Here is a 15489-nt window from a genome sequence, read left to right on the forward strand (position 1 = left end):
GTCGGCACGCCTCGTCATCGCTCCGTTTTCTGCGCGACCCCGGAAACCTTGACCTCTATCACCAGGTCGTCCACCTGGGCGAACAGTTCCGTGGCGGCACCCACCGGTCGCATCAGTTCCACGGTCCATTCCCCCTCGTTTACCGGTTTCCCCACCGGGCTCGCGTTCAGGTGGGTCGACATGCCGCAGAACTCCGAGCGGCGCACCGAACGCCGGTTCTCAACCCGCCCCAACAGGATCTGGGGCAGCTCCCGCTGATCGACCTCCACCCGTTGTCCCGAGCGAAGGTAGTACGCCGCCTCGGGAAGCCTCACCAGCGCCGACCACGGCACCCCTCCCGCCTCGCCCAGCAGGGAGGCGCTCACCCCGCGGAAGCGGCAGTTCTCGAACCCCTGGAAGAGCTCGGCAGGGATCTGGAGTCGCACCGAGAAGCTGTCCCGGGCATGCCTGAGCTGCCCCCAGGCGTTGCGGTTCATCAGCGCACGCACCGAGAAGGCGCGGGTGAACGCCTGCTCCCCCTGCAGGTAGAGCGCGAGCCACTCCCGTGCGTTTCTGGTCCAGATGATGTTGCTGGCCAGTGAGGCTCCCAGCGTTTCCGACCAGGAGCTGAGCGGCGAGGCCACCTCGTAGCCGAAGATGCGCCGCACCCCTTCCTCCGCGACCGCGACCCGGTTCAGCCCCTCCTCGTAGTCGCGGCACAGGCGCCTCAGCACCAGATCGCGCTGCTCGTCGAGTGCGAGGGGTCCCCCCGGGGAGGTCAAACCCCTCCTGCGCCGGATCGACTCGCCGCGCAGTTCGATCATGCTCGTCACGGCTTCCGGCTCCCCCGCCGCCGCAGCCTGTTCTGCAACCACTTCCCCAGGCGCCGCCGCAGCCGCGGCCGCCGCGTCGCTCTCCTCGTGTGCCGCTTCCCCCGGGGACTGCTCCCGCGCCTGGGAAGCCTCAGGCTCGGGGGGGGGCTCCTCCTCCGCCGCCGGCTCCTCCCGTTCCACCCGGCGCCGATCCAGTTCCAGCTCCTGCTCCAGGATCGCCAGGTCGTGGCTCAGCTCCTGCCAGGCGCGGTCCAGTGTGGCGTACTCCCTGAATTCGGCCACGGCGCGCTCCAGCAGCCCCTCCGCCTGCTCCAGCAGCACCTCCACCTGGCGCGGCTCGAAGCGGGCGGCAAGCATTTCGGGATCAGGTCGGTACGCGACGACGTTACAGGCCAACTTGCTCATCTGCAGCCTCCTGGTCTTGGACCCGGTGCCGAGTAGGGGCGGCCGCAGCCGCCCCACTCCACATTACAGGAACGTGGTCCTGGCCCCCTCGGACAGACGCGAAATCAGGTCCTGGCAGAGCTTCTCGCAGTTCTGGCAGCTGGCCCGGCAGATGCGGCAATGCTGGTGCATCTCGGAATGGACCTCGCACTCCTGCATGCAGAGCCGGCAGGCAACGGCGCAGCTCTCGAGCTGGGTTCTGAGCAGTTGGGGAACGGGGTCGGTCTGGCGGGAAAGGACGCGGGCGGTGGTCTGGCAGATATCCGCGCAGTCAAGGTTGAGCCCGATGCACTTGGTGAGTTTTTGTACCGCCTGCTCCCCGAGGCAGGCGTCGGCGCAGCTGGTGCAGACGTCGGCGCACTCGACGAGCACGTTGATGCACTCGGTGATGGCGGTTACATCCATGGTGAGTTTTCGCGGGTGGGCGGCGAACATTTCGGACGTTTTCATGTAGTTCTCCTTTGTCAGGTAGAATGACGCGCAACAAGTAGCACATTCTAACCACGTGTCTGGAGAATTCAACGCTCCCGGGGGAAGTTCCGGCGAGGCTTGGCAGGGGTTGCGATCCCGGCGGCCGCGGACCATTCCCTGATCGCCCGCGCCTCCTGCTCAGGGATCCCCAAGCTCAGCAGGAAAGAGTGGTGCGCCTGGGGTGCGCGCCGCTCGAACTCGGCATGCCAGGTTTCCATGGCTTCGTCGTCCATGCCCGCGGCGCGCAACATGGCTACCCAGGTCTCCTTGTCCACGCTCTCGGGGAGCTCCCCCCCCGACTGCACCCGGAGCATGCGGGCCAGGAGGTGCTGCTGGGCCTGGAGGGCGCGGATCTGCTCGCCGATGGCGTCAAGCCGCCTCCTGATGACCGACTGTTCACCCTCCCCCGATGCCAGCAGGGCGCGGGTCTCCTCGACGGAGAGCCCCGCCTTGCGAAAGGAAACGATGGCGGCCAGGCGCTCGAGGTCGCCATCGGAGTAGAGGCGGTAGCCGGCGTCGCTGCGCCCGGAGGGGGAGAGGAGCCCCTCCTGGTCATAGTAGAGCAGCGTGCTGCGGGACAGGCCGAACTTCGAGGCCAACTGGCTGATGCGGTACATGGGTCCTCCTGCGAAGGAAGCGGCCCCGGGGCCGTAACCCGCCCCACCATAAGGTGAGGCAGGCGGCACCGGGGCCGCGAGGTCAGGCGTGGTGCTTGCGGATGGCGGCGATGCGCTCGGGCGAAAGCCCCAGCCACTCCAGGAACTCCTGGTGCCCCTCCGGGTTCTCCCGCTCGAACAGGCGGTGCCACTTTTCCATGGCCGCGTCGTCCAGTCCTATCGCCCTGAACCGGGCCGTCCACTCTTCCACAGTTACCTTGCTCATAGTGTCCTCCTTTTGCTGTTAGTGGCGTCATGGCCATGACAGCAGGAATACTAAACCGTGAAGCTGTAGACGGGTCAACAGAAATCTCCACTCACAAAAAATAGAGGTGCTTCCGGGAACCTGTTTCTCGTCACAGGTGGTTGCTACCGGCGGAGTCCCCCCTCTCGATCACGTGGAAACATTCCAGGGGGCCAAGAAGGAGTGGCGGGGTGTTTGACTAAAAGGGAACCCGCATTACCCTTTCGAGTGAATAAAAATGACTTCGGTCAAGGGATCTACAACTTTTGCGGCGTACCTTGAGGGTGGTGGTGCAGCACCGCCAATCAAAGATGACGAGGAGATAGCAATGAGCATAGCGAATTTGAAATCAGCCTTTTGGGCCGTGACAGCGGCGGCCGTCCTTTACCTGGCAGCTCCCCACAGCGCATCGGCACACTGCGACACCCTGGACGGGCCGGTGATCCAGGATGCAAGAAAGGCCATCGCCGCCAAAGACGTGACACCGGTTCTCAAGTGGGTGAAAACGAAGGACGAGAAAGTCGTTCGCGCTGCCTTCAAAAAGGTCATCTCGGCGCGCCCGGAAGCGAAAGAGGCGGCCGAACACAAGTTTTTCGGCACCTTGGTCAAAGTGCACCGCGCAGGTGAAGGAGCCCCCTTCACCGGGCTGAAGCCTGCGGGGAGCGTGGAACCGGCCATCGCCGAGGCGGACAAGGCGCTGGCCGGCGGCTCCCCGGACGCGCTGGTCAAGCTCGTCACCGATGACGTGGCGGCAGGGATCCGCACCCGTTACCAGAGAGCCGCCGCGGCCTACCAGCACAAGGACGAGAGCGTGGCCCAGGGGCGGGAGTTCGTCGAGGCCTACGTCGACTACACCCATTACGTCGAGCGGCTGCACCAGGACGCCGCCGGTCACGCCGGACACGGCGAACCAGGCGGGCACGCTCCGGAGAAGCATGGCAAGAAGGTGCGGCACGACGGGCACCACGAAGAGCACGGACAGAAGTAACGCCGCGTTTCAACCACCCTCCTCATTATTGCCCGGCGCTGGCGCACGCCGGGCATCGTTTTTCGCGCCGAATTGAATTAGCCGCAATCCCTCCTATAATGAGACCTGGCGCTGGAGCGTTCACACCTTTGCCGGGAGGTCTCCATGGAAAGACGGCAGTTCATCAAGGTACTGGGCCTGTCATCCCTTTTCCTGCATGGCTGGCTGCGCAACCTGTTCGCCGCGCAAGGCCCCCTGGTCGCGGTGGCACAAGGGACCGACCATGCCGGCATCACGCGCAAGGCGCTTTCGGCGCTCGGCGGGATGCAACGCTTCGTGAAACCGGGGCAGACCGTGGTGGTGAAGCCGAACATCGGCTGGGACCGCGCGCCCGAGTATGCCGCCACCACCAATCCGGTCGTGGTCAGGGCGCTGGTGGAGGAATGCCTGAAGGCGGGCGCGAAAAGGGTCAAGGTCTTCGACCGCACCTGCAACGACCCGCGCCGCTGCTACGCCTCCAGCGGCATCGAAGCGGCACTCAAGGGGATGAAGAACGTGGAGGTGAAGCACCTCGAGGAGGAGCGCTTCAAGAATGTCGCGTTGAACGGCAAGGTGCTCAAGGAGTGGGAACTCTACGGCGAGGCGCTCTCCGCCGACGTCTATATCAACGTCCCGATCGCCAAGCACCACGGCCTGAGCCGCCTTACCCTCGGGATGAAGAACGTGATGGGGATCATGGGGGGCAACCGCGGCTCCATCCACAAGAACATCGACCAGGCCCTGGCCGACATCAACGCCTCCTTCCGCCCCCACCTCACCGTGATCGACGCCACCAGGATCCTCACCGCCCACGGCCCGCAAGGGGGGAACCTCGCCGACGTCAAGGTCCTGAACCAGGTGATCGCCTCGACCGACATCGTTGCCGCCGACGCCTACGCCACCACCCTCTTCGGGTTGAAACCCGCCGACATCGCCGTGACCCGGTCCGCCTACCAGCGCGGCCTGGGCGAGATGAACCTCGACAAGATGAGGATCGTCCGGGTGTGAAAAAGGTAACCTCCGCCCGCATCGCGCAGCTTTTGTTCCTCACCCTGTTCCTGGTCCTGTTCCTGATGACCGAGTACCGGGGGAGCGACCGCATCGTGGCCGCAGTGAACGGCTTTTTCCGCGCCAACCCGCTCACGGCGGCCAGCACCATGCTGACGACCAGGCAGTACCAGCCGCTGCTCTTGCCCGGCCTCCTGGTTCTCCTTTGCGCGCTGTTGCTGGGGAGGTTCTTCTGCGGCTGGATCTGCCCCCTGGGGACCGTTCTCGACCTCGTCACCGGGAGGATCCGCAAGGTGGGCGCACTGCGCGCCCTCACCGGGCGGGCCAAGTACTGGCTCCTCCTGCCGCTGCTCACGGCCTCCCTGCTCGGGGTGAACCTCGCCGGCCTCCTCGACCCCATCGCCCTTCTCCTGCGCGCCCTCACCTTCTTCTTCCATCCCCTTGTAGGGGATACGGTGCGCGGCGGCTGGCGCTCCCTCTACGGCGTCGTCGGGGACCGGCGCGACCTCCTCGATCCGGGTTACCGCCTGATCCGCGACTACCTCCTCCCCTTCCGGGAGACGCTCTACCCTCTCGCCTTCCTCTCCGCGCTTCTCTTCGTGCTGATCCTGTTCCTTGAGCGCTACGAAAGGCGCGCCTGGTGCCGCCGTCTCTGTCCCTTGGGGACGCTGCTCGGCCTGCTCTCCCGCCTCGGTCCCCTGCGCCGCACCCCTGCCAAGCTCTGCGCCGACTGCCGGGCCTGCCGCGAGCACTGCCCCACCTCCTTCGATCAGGAACTCCTGCAGACGGAGGAGTGCATCCTCTGCATGGAGTGCGCCCTGCATTGTCCGTCCCGGCGGGTCGACTTCGGGTGGCGGGCAAGGCAGCCGCAGACCGGGCCGGTCCTGGAGCGGCGCGTGTTCCTCGGGGGGCTGTTGGGTGGAGTGGCACTTGCCAGGGGCTTCCGCTTCCGGGAACCCACCGCGCAGGCGAAGCTGTTGCGGCCGCCGGGGGTGCGCGACGAGGATGAGTTCCTGAAAAAGTGCGTGCGCTGCGGCGAATGCATGAAGGTCTGCCTGAGAAGCGCGCTTTACCCCGCCTTCTTCCAGGCCGGTGCGGAAGGGCTCTATACCCCTTTATTGGTGCCGCGGCTAGGTTACTGCGAGTACAACTGCACCCTGTGCGGCCAGGTCTGCCCCACCGGTGCCATCCCCGACCTTCCCCGGGAGGAGAAGCAGCGCCAGGTGATCGGGAAGGCGGTGTTCGACAAGAACCACTGCCTCCCCTTCGCCAAGAGGATCGACTGCATCGTCTGCGAGGAACATTGCCCCATCCCCGGGAAGGCGATCCGGTCCGAGCGGGTCGAGCTGACCGGGTTCGACGGTGCCAGGAGAACCGTGCAGCAGCCCTACGTGGTGGATGAACTCTGCAACGGCTGCGGCATCTGCGAAAACGTCTGTCCCTTGGAGGGTAAGGCCGCCATCGAGGTGTTCCGGGTGAAGGACCGGACCCCGCTCAAGTCTCCCTCCGGGGGGACGCCCCCTCCGGGCCATCCCTATGCCGACCCCTACCAGGGGGGCCGGTCCTGAGACTCCTCCGGTCGGGCGCCCCCGGCCCGGCTTTTTGCGTCCGCCATTTGCGTCCCCTGCCGCAACCTCACCCATCACAGCCCCCCTTCCTTAGGCAAGCCGAAGATCCGTAAACGAAGCCGCGCGGAGAGCTGGTGTGGCTGTTGCATCGCCGACCTGAGCCCCGCCGTTGAGCCGGTTCGCGCGCGGCAAGAGCACCAAGGAAAGGAGAAAAAACCATGGGCACAGCCAGGATGGGAGACACCATCACCATCAGCTACATCGGGACCCTGGACGACGGCACCATCTTCCACAGCACCGAGGCCGACGGCCCGCTGACGGCGACTCTGGGGGGAGGCGAGCTCTTCCCGGCGCTGGAGAGCGCCATCGTCGGCATGCGGCCGACCGAAACCAGGAACATTTTTCTCAGTGCAGAAGAGGCCTACGGTCCGCGACTCAAGGAGAACATCATCAAGGTCGCCCGTGGCTGTTTCCCTGCCGAAAAAGAGATCACTCCGGGCCAAAAACTGGGCATCGAATTCGCCGGTAAGGCCGCGCGGGTGATGCTGGTGACTGAGGTGACCGAGGAGGCGGTGACGCTGGACGGGAATCACCCCCTGGCCGGATGCAACCTCACCTTCGCCCTGCGCCTGGACCTGATCCGTTAAGCCCCCCGAGGAGATTTACATGCAGAAGCAGGATAATCCGGACCGCTATCTCTCCTTCGTTGGGATAGAGGGTGATAAGAACTCGCAGGAACTGATCGCGCTGCTGCGCCGGCACATAGACGACCCGGGGAAGAGCAACGCATTCTGGGAGAAGTTCAAGGAGAAGCTGGCGCGGGTCGGGCAGCCCGATGTCAACGGCGGGCGATGCCTGGACGAGCTGTTCCTGGTCCACTCCTACATCAACAACATTCGGGAGTTGTTCGAGGAGTACGAGGACTTGGAGGCGCTGAAACTGCTGGAGCAGGTAGAGAGGGAAAGCTGCTGAGACCACGCGAAGGGTGTTCGGAAATTCAACGAACGGTGCTGTTGTTCGCCACAAAGTGACGCACGAGACCTCATGTTCCCCCCTTTGCGAAGGGGGGCAGGGGGATTTCCTCTATTGCCCGAAATCTCGGAACAACGAAAAAAGCGGGGCACAAAACTCGTGCCCCGCTCTCGTAGTGCCGCCGAGGCAGGCTCTAGCGGATGTCGATGCTGCCGCCGCCCTTGGCGTTATTGGCCTCGTCCGTTTCGGCGACCACACCGACCCGGTCCGCAATAGCCCCGATGACGTAGCTTCCCGCCGGCAGGGTGGCAGGGACGGTGGCATTGAAACTCACCGTCTGGGAGCCGCCTGCGGCAAGGCTCCCTACGGAGACGTCGGCGACTTTGGTGTCGGCACCACTGACGGTGCCGTCGCTCGAGAGGTAGAAGCTCAAGGTGGATGCGCCAGCCGTGGCCTGCCCCTGGTTCTTCACCGTGGCGGTCAGCATCACCTTTTTGCCCCTGGTGCCGCTGGTCGGGCCGGAAACGGCAGTGACCACCAAGTCGGGACGCGCCGCTTCGATGACGATTGCCAACGCGGCCGTGGCCGCTGTCTGGTTGCCGTCGCGGCATTCGACGGTGAAGCTGCTGCCGGCAGCTGTCGGAGTCCCGGCAATCTGCCCGGTAGTCGGGTTGAGGCTGAGACCTTCGGGGAGGCTCCCGGAGATGACGGACCAGGTATAGGATCCGGTCCCGCCGCTGGCGGTAAGGGACTGGCTGTAGGAAGCACCGGCATATCCGCCGGCAAGCGAGGTGGTGCCGATCTGCAACGGCGGGTACACCGAGACGGAGAAGGAGGCGGTGGCGCTTGCCCCGTCGTTGTCAGCGACCCTGACCGTAAAGGCAAAGCTGCCAGCCACGCCGGGAACCCCGGAGATAACCCCGGTGGAACCGTTCAGCGTCAACCCGTCCGGGAGGTTGCCGCTGGCGACGGACCAGGTGTAACCCGGCACGCCCCCCGTTGCCGACAAGGTTCTATTGTAGGGGGTGCCGATGGTCCCGAAGGGGAGCGAGGCGGTGCCGACGGCAAGGGGGGTGTAGGCAACCGTGAAGTTGACGGAGGAAATGGCGGTGTTGCCAGCCGCGTCGGTCGCTTCGACCGTTACCGTGTGGTTCCCGTCCCCCAGCGCATCCAGGCTGCTGCCGGATGTTTTGTTGACCGCATTGCCATCCACCTTAACCACCACGCTGCCGTCCCCCACTGTGTAGAGTAGCAGCGGAGTTCTGTCCAGGGTTGTTCCCGACGCCGGTGAAGTGACGGTGACCACCGGAGCCGTCGCGTCAACGCTGAAAGTTACCTCGGCAAACGAGGAGTTCCCCGCCGCGTCTGTTGCCACCACCTTCACCGTATGGGTACCGTCCGCCAGTGGCCCGAGGGTTTCGCCGGAAGCCTTGACAACCACCACACCGTCAAGCCACACGACTGCGTTGCCTTCGCTCACGCTGTAGGTCAAAACCGGCGTCCGGTTGTTCCCGAGGGCAGTACCGGGCGAGGTGATGGTGACCACCGGAGCCGTCGCGTCGACGCTGAAGCTAACCTGTGCGAAGCCGGTGTTGCCGGCGGCATCGGTCGCCTCCACCCGTACCGTGTGCTCCCCGTCCGCCAGCGGCCCGAGGGTATCACCGGAAACCTTGGCAACCACCACGCCATCCACCCGCACCACCGCGTTGCCTTCGCTGAGACTGTAGGTCAAAACCGGCGTCCGGTTGTTCCCGAGGGCCGTACCGGGCGAGGTGATGGTGACCACCGGAGCCGTCGCGTCGACGCTGAAGCTAACCTGTGCGAAGCCGGTGTTGCCGGCGGCATCGGTCGCCTCCACCCGTACCGTGTGCTCCCCGTCCGCCAGCGGCCCGAGGGTATCACCGGAAACCTTGGCAACCACCACGCCATCCACCCGCACCACCGCGTTGCCTTCGCTGAGACTGTAGGTCAAAACCGGCGTCCGGTTGTTCCCGAGGACCGTACCGGGCGAGGTGATATTAACCACCGGCGCCGTGGTGTCGACGCTGAAGTTCACCAGGGCGAAGCCGATATTGCCGGCGGCATCGGCAACCTGAACCCGGACCGTGTGAGGACCGTCGGAGAGCGGCCCCAGGGTATCGCCGGAGATCTTGGAGACCACCACGCCGTCCACCTGTACCACCGGTGCCCCTTCACTTACCGTGTAGGTCAAGACGGGGGTGCGATTAGCGGAGATTCCCGCCGCCGGGTAGGCGATGGTGACCACCGGTGCCACCGTGTCGATGACGATGGTGAGTGAAACCGCCGCGGCATGTCCCGCTCCATCCTCCTCACTGACGTTGAAGGTCGTGCTCCCGTCAGGTAATCCACTGACCGGCAGCCGCCAAGTGGAGTTCGTCGGGAAGGTGAGCGTTCCGAAGTTCACAGAGCTGCTGGAGCCGACACCGAACATGGTGGCGCGGCTGTCGCGTGTGCCGGTAAGGACAAAGCTGTTGCTGTTTGAAGGACTCGGCAACGGATCGATGCTGATGGCAAACTGCACGGTGTCGACGGTGAAGCTCACCTCGGCGAAACCGAGGTTTCCGGCGGCATCGGCGGCCTCGACACGAACGGTGTGAAGACCGTCGGCCAACTGGGGCAGGGCGCTCCCCGAAGGCACGCTGACCACGACTCCATCGAGCTTGACCACAGGGGTGCCCTCGCTTGCGCTGTAAGCGAGCAACGGCTGGCTCTTGTCCGTCTTCCCGGGAGAAGGAGAAGTGATGGTGACCAAAGGAGCGACCCGGTCCATGACGAAATTCGCCTCGGCGTACCCGGTGCCGGCAGCGTTGCTGGCCTCGACGCGGACCGCGTGCACGCCGTCGGCCAGGGGGGGGAGGATGCTCCCTGACGGGGCGTTGATCACCACCCCGTCCAGCTTCACCACCGCACTCCCCTCGCTCACACCGTAGGAGAGGATCGGCTCCTGCTTATAGCTTTCCCCCTGGACGGGCGAACCGAGGTTCACGGTCGGGACGGCCTTGGTCGGGAAGACGATGTCATCGATCCAGGCGGTGTCGGAACCGGCCGAGACCGAGCTATCTTTGACATACACCCACTTGAAGGTATGAACGCCCTCGGTCACCACCGTGACGAGCTGCGTCCAGCCCACATTGCCGGACCAACCCACCTGCTCCACCCCGTCCACGTAGAAGCGCAGGAAATCCCAGTTGTATTCGGAGCTGACCGCGAACCAGAAACTCATGGCACCGGCGGCGCAGTCGACTGTCGTCTGCATCGTGGAACTCTGGCCGTCCAGGATGGTTCCGGCCTTGGCGGCGAACTGCCCACCGTGCGCGTTGCCCGTGGTGACGGTCCACGGAGCGTTGCCGCTGAACACCCAGGGAAGGGAGGAGAAGTCGCCGGTTTCGAAGGCATCTCCCGCAGCTGTCGGCGCGCCCCCCCCTGCGCCGGCCACGGTCACGTCGTCCAGGTACCAGCCCCGGTAGGCGTTGCCCACGCCGTCGACGCTGTTGAATTCGAACTTCAGCTTGACCGTCATCCCGGCATACGGGGCGAGGCTCGTCACCACCTGGTGCCAGGAGGAGGTTGCATCGGTCAACTGGACCAGGAGGCTCCATGTGGCCCCGCCATCGGTGCTTAGGAAGACCTTGCGGGTGTCGTAGCTCGTGTTTCCCTCGGTCTGCTCCCAACTCCAGAATTTCAGGCTCGCGCCGGTGCCGACGGTGAAGGGCTTGGAGACCAGTGCCCCGGAGGTTATGCCGACGTCGTAGTTACCCGTTGACTCCTGGCCGTACCACCAACTGGTGCTGCCGCTGTGGCTGTTGCCGTTGGTCGAGGTCTGGCCGTTCACCAGGTGCCACAGCCCCCCAGCGGATTCCCACTTGTCGCCACCGCTTTCCATGTCATCGCTGAAACTGGTGATGCCGCTCGTCCCGCTCACGATGAACGCGACTTCGGCAAAACCGATGTTGCCCGCCGGATCGATTTCCTGCACGCGGACGGTGTGGGAGCCATCGGCCAGATACTTCAGCGGCATCCCCGAAGGAGCCTCGGTCTGGACGCCATCGACCCAGACGGTCATCGCTCCCCCTTCGTTGGCGCTGTAGACAAGGACAGGGGTATTGCCGACTACCGCACCGGGTAGCGGCGCCGTGATGGTCACCACGGGGGGCGTGGCATCGATGAAGAAATTCACGTCAGCGGCTGCCGTGCCCGCGGCGTTGCTCGATTCGACGCGGACGATGTGGCTGCCGTCGGCAAGCCAGGGGAGGTACATGCCGTTTTGCACCGGCGTCAGGACGCCGTCCAGGTACACCGCCGTGTTAGGTGCCGTACTGCCGAAGGTGAGTATCGGGGGCTCTTTGTAGCGAGCGCCCTGCACCGGCGACGTGATGGTCACCACCGGGACTGCCGGTGCAGTCGGGAAGACGATGTCGTCAACCCAGGCGGCATCGCGGCCGATCGAAACGGAGCCGTCCTTCACGTAGGTCCACTTGAAGACATGCGGCCCGGCACTGACCGGAACGGTGGCCTGGGTCCAGCCGTAGGAACCGGACCACCTCCCCCGCTCCACGCCGTCGACCTGGACGGTGAGGAAGTCGAAGTTGCCTTCCGACTCGAGCGCGAACCAGAAGCTCATCTCTCCGGCAACGCAGTCCACGCTCGTCTCCATAACCGACACCTGGCTATCCAAAATGGCGCCGGAGCGCGCGGAATAAAGCCCGCCGTGGCTCGAGTCCGAGACGACTCTCCAAGGCTGACTCCCCTCCGCTGTCCATGGCGGCGACTGGAGCAGTCCCGACTCGAATCCCTCGAAAGCGATCGCGGCCGGAGGAGGAGCACTGCCGCTGACGGTTATGTCGTCGAGATACCAGCCACGGAAGGCGTTGGCCGCCCCGTCCACACTCCTGAATTCAAAGATGAGTCTCGCCGTCCTCCCGGCAAACTGCGCCAGGTCGAGGTCGACCTGGTGCCAGGCAGAGCTGTTGTCCAGGGACTGGTACAACGGGACCCATCCCCCGCCGTCCACCGAGATGTAGACCTTGCGGGTGTCGTACTGGGCCGAGCTGCCTTCAATCTGCTCCCAGCTCCAGAACCTGAGACTGCCGTTATTGGGGACCGTGAAAGGGGTGGAGACGATCCAGCCGCTGTTTTCGCCGACATCGTAGTTGCCGGTCAACTCCTGGCCGTACCACATGCTGTTGCCGCCACTGTGGCTGTTGGGATAGAGAGATCCAGGGCCGGCCACATGCCACAGGCCGTTCACCGTCTCCCATTTCAGCGCGCCGCTCTCGAAGTCATCCCCGAAGGGCACCGCCCCCTGGACGGTGAAGACGCTCTCGGCGAAGGCCATGTTCCCGCCGGAATAGTCCCGCACCTCGACCCTGACCAGGTGCGGCCCCACGGCCAAGGGACCCAGGTGATCCCCGGAATACTTGGGGACCTGGACTCCGTCCAGGTACACCGTGACCGGCCCGACCGGGCCCCAGACGTTGAAGGAGAGCAGCGGATCGTTGCCGTAGACCGCGCCCGCCGCAGGCTCCACGATGGCGACACCGGGGCCGCTGGCGACCAGGTATATCGTATCGCTGTACACCTCGGACCAGGTCGCGAAGCCGTCCGTGAAGCGTACGTACACGGTCTTCACCCCCTCGCCGGGGACGAGGGTCCAGGGCCTGCTCGGCTCGAAGGGGACCGTGTCAGTCCAGTTGATGGCATCGTGGGAGAATTGGGCCCCGTAGCACCCCCCGGGGAGTCCCGTGCACTGCAGCGTCAGCGTCACGTTCAAGGAGTCGGTGCTGCTCGCTCCCCAGTTGATCGTAATCGGGGTTGCCTCGTTTTGCGGGAAGACCAGGCGGATCCTGCCGTTGCCGGTATCCGCGATGAAGATCCCTCCATAGGCATCGACCCAGGCGTCCCTCGGCGACAGGAGCCAAGCCGCAGTCGCGGGGCCCGAGTCACCCTGGAAACCCGGCGTGCCGTCACCCGCAACGGTGGCAATCGTCCCGTCCGGGTTTACCCTGCGCACCCGGTTGCCGTCGATGATGTAGAGGTTGCCGTTGACGGCGCGAACCCCGACCGGGGACTCCAGGTCGGCCGCGACTGCCGGCATGCCGTCCCCGTTGTACCCCCTTACCCCCGTTCCGGCCACCGTCGTGATGATGCCGGAGGTGTCTACTTTCCTGATGCGCGCGTTATAGGAATCAGCGATGTAGAGGTTGCCGGCGGAGTCGAGGGCCACGCTGGCAGGTCGCGCCACGCTGGCCGCGATCGCCGGCATGTTGTCCCCGTTGTACTCCATGAGGCCGGTGCCGGCCACGGTAGTCATTATCCCGGCCGTGTCGACCTTGCGTACCCTGTTGCCGTCGAACTCGGCTATGAAGATGTTCCCCAGCGCGTCCACCGTGACCCCCACCGGCCGGTCGAGGCTGGAGAAGATGGCGGGCATGCCGTCGCCGTTGTAGCCGCCCACGCCGTTTCCGGCTACGGTGCTGACCACGCCTGCGCTATCTATTTTCCTGATGCGGTTGTTACCGCTGTCGGCCACGTAGAGGTTTCCTGCGGCGTCGAGGGCTATCCCCGTCGGGTTGGCAAAGGTCGCAGTCGCCGCCGGCATGCCGTCGCCGCCATAGCCGGCAATGCCGGTGCCGGCGAAAGTGGTGACCGTGCCGTAGCTGTCGATCCTGCGGATGCGGTTGTTGCCCACGTCAGCGATGTACATGTGGCCGGCCTGGTCCATGGCGAGAGAGCCAGGCGAGGAGAACGCCGCCGCCGAGGCGGGCCCGCCGTCACCGGTCCAGGAGAGGGTGCCGTTGCCGGCGAAGGTGGAGATGTTGCCGAGGAAGTCCACGCTGCGGATGCGGAAGTTGGCCGTGTCGGCCACGATGATGTTGCCGTTAGGGTCGCAGGCCACCCCCCACGGCTGCTGCAGCGCCGCCGCCGTCGCCGGACCGCCGTCGCCCGAGAAAGCCCACTCGCCGTTTCCGGCCACGGTGGTGACGATACCTGTCGCATCCACCCTGCGGACGCGGTTGTTGTTGGAGTCGACGACGAGGAGCCTTCCCTGCGGGTCGAAGGCGACTCCTCTCGGGGCCTGCAACTGGGTCACGGTCCGGTGCAGGCCGTCACCGTTGTAGCCGGGCTCGCCCGTGCCCACCACCGTGGTGATGATCCCGCTGGCGTCGACCATGCGGACCTTGTGGTTACTCTCGTCGGCAATGAAAACGTTGCCGGCCTGGTCCACTGCGATGCCGCTCGGGAAGGTGAGCGCCGCCTCGGTGGCCGGGCCGCCATCGCCGATGCTCCCCCACCACCCCACCCCGGCGACGGTGGTCATCATACCGCCGGCAACCTTTCTGACCCGGTAGTTGCCGCGGTCGGCGATGATCAGGGCGCCGGAAGGATCGACCGCGACATCGGCAGGCGCGTTCAGGGCGGCAGCGAGGGCGGGGCCGTCGCCGCTATAAGAGGCCATGCCCGTCCCCGCCACGGTGGTGATGATGCCCGCCGGGTCGACCCTGCGGATGACGTTGTTGTTGGTGTCGGCTATGAAGAGGTTGCCGTTGCCGTCGAGGGCGATCCCCATGGGGTAGTTGAGCCTCGCCAGCGTCGCGGGACCGTTGTCCCCCGCGTTGCCGGCCACGCCGGTGCCGGCGACGGTGGTGATCACCCCTGAGGAATCCACCTTGCGCACACGGTGGTGCTCGTTGTCCGCGATGTAGACGTTGCCGGCGTTATCGGCGGCAACCCTGGTCGCCCCGACCAGAGCGGATACTGCCAGCCCGCCGTCTCCCGCCCCGCCACCCGCTATGGTGACGATGTCCCCCGGGGCGGCCCAGGCCGGAGCCGTGAGCAGGTTCAACAGCAGTGCGAACACGACCAGGAACGACCCGGTAACAAAAGCACGGTGCGGCTTTCGGGTAAGGTACGGTTTCATGTAAGGGATCCTCCTCTTTGCCGAACGAGCTGTTAGTTCCAGAAACGAGAAAGCCCATCCACCGGGATAGGCTCACTTTCTCCACCCGACTTCGGTAGCCCCTCTTTCCAGTCGAGCGCCCGCTGGGTCGCCTCGCACTTGTCCTGGACAGGTGGCTTTGCGTCGCCGGGTCACCCCGGCTTTGCCTTTTTCAGTCAATTACTTAATTATGCTTTTAATACCATTTCCGCATAATAAGCCGGAACCACTAGACCACATGCTTCATATCAACGTTTACGACTGATTTCGATCATTAATAAAATCACGTAAACGCCCTTTGGGGCAGAGAGCGTACCCGCTTTGCTACCCGTTGTCAAACATAATTCAAAT

At 64.9% G+C, this 15489-nt stretch carries 10 protein-coding genes and 1 riboswitch; of the genes, 5 read left to right on the forward strand and 5 right to left on the reverse strand.

Annotation, left to right across the window (positions count from 1 at the left end; translation table 11 throughout):
- Nucleotides 1-14: 14 nt before the first annotated feature.
- The 4 genes from KP003_RS18540 to KP003_RS18555 form a co-directional block, all read right to left on the reverse strand.
- The gene (locus tag KP003_RS18540; protein ID WP_217300097.1) at nucleotides 15-1217 is read right to left on the reverse strand and encodes a hypothetical protein; all 1203 of its coding nucleotides are present in this window, start codon (nucleotides 1215-1217) and stop codon (nucleotides 15-17) included.
- Between the two features lie 63 nt (nucleotides 1218-1280).
- Nucleotides 1281-1706 (reverse strand): four-helix bundle copper-binding protein, encoded by a 426-nt coding sequence (locus tag KP003_RS18545; protein ID WP_216789576.1) that lies wholly within the window; start codon nucleotides 1704-1706, stop codon nucleotides 1281-1283.
- A gap of 68 nt (nucleotides 1707-1774) precedes the next feature.
- A complete protein-coding gene (locus KP003_RS18550) occupies nucleotides 1775-2344 on the reverse strand; it encodes a MerR family transcriptional regulator (protein WP_216789577.1) in 570 nt (189 codons plus the stop codon).
- 82 nt (nucleotides 2345-2426) lie between these two features.
- Nucleotides 2427-2609 carry a MerR family transcriptional regulator gene (locus KP003_RS18555; protein ID WP_216789579.1) on the reverse strand — a complete coding sequence of 61 codons (183 nt, stop codon included), beginning with the start codon at nucleotides 2607-2609 and terminating at the stop codon, nucleotides 2427-2429.
- A gap of 346 nt (nucleotides 2610-2955) precedes the next feature.
- Between KP003_RS18555 and KP003_RS18560 the strand changes: the two genes are divergently transcribed.
- The 5 genes from KP003_RS18560 to cowN all read left to right on the forward strand — a co-directional run bounded on the left by KP003_RS18560 (nucleotide 2956) and on the right by cowN (nucleotide 7181).
- The gene (locus tag KP003_RS18560) at nucleotides 2956-3615 is read left to right on the forward strand and encodes a DUF6448 family protein (RefSeq protein ID WP_217300098.1); all 660 of its coding nucleotides are present in this window, start codon (nucleotides 2956-2958) and stop codon (nucleotides 3613-3615) included.
- Between the two features lie 144 nt (nucleotides 3616-3759).
- Nucleotides 3760-4641 (forward strand): DUF362 domain-containing protein, encoded by an 882-nt coding sequence (locus tag KP003_RS18565; protein ID WP_217300099.1) that lies wholly within the window; start codon nucleotides 3760-3762, stop codon nucleotides 4639-4641.
- Nucleotides 4638-6209, forward strand: coding sequence for a 4Fe-4S binding protein (locus KP003_RS18570; protein ID WP_217300100.1), 1572 nt, complete (start codon nucleotides 4638-4640; stop codon nucleotides 6207-6209). Before KP003_RS18565 ends, KP003_RS18570 begins: the two co-directional genes overlap by 4 nt.
- A gap of 218 nt (nucleotides 6210-6427) precedes the next feature.
- Nucleotides 6428-6856, forward strand: coding sequence for an FKBP-type peptidyl-prolyl cis-trans isomerase (locus tag KP003_RS18575; protein ID WP_216789585.1), 429 nt, complete (start codon nucleotides 6428-6430; stop codon nucleotides 6854-6856).
- A gap of 19 nt (nucleotides 6857-6875) precedes the next feature.
- Nucleotides 6876-7181: a N(2)-fixation sustaining protein CowN gene (gene cowN, locus KP003_RS18580; protein WP_217300101.1), complete on the forward strand. Its 306-nt coding sequence runs from the start codon at nucleotides 6876-6878 to the stop codon at nucleotides 7179-7181.
- Between the two features lie 193 nt (nucleotides 7182-7374).
- Here cowN and KP003_RS18585 read toward each other — a convergent pair whose 3' ends face one another.
- Nucleotides 7375-15120, reverse strand: a complete 7746-nt coding sequence (locus tag KP003_RS18585; protein WP_217300102.1) for an NHL domain-containing protein — start codon at nucleotides 15118-15120, stop codon at nucleotides 7375-7377.
- A gap of 90 nt (nucleotides 15121-15210) precedes the next feature.
- Nucleotides 15211-15316, reverse strand: a riboswitch (cyclic di-GMP riboswitch).
- Between the last annotated feature and the right edge of the window lie 173 nt (nucleotides 15317-15489).

Source organism: Geomonas diazotrophica (assembly GCF_019063885.1).
Classification (GTDB): Bacteria; Desulfobacterota; Desulfuromonadia; order Geobacterales; family Geobacteraceae; genus Geomonas; species Geomonas diazotrophica.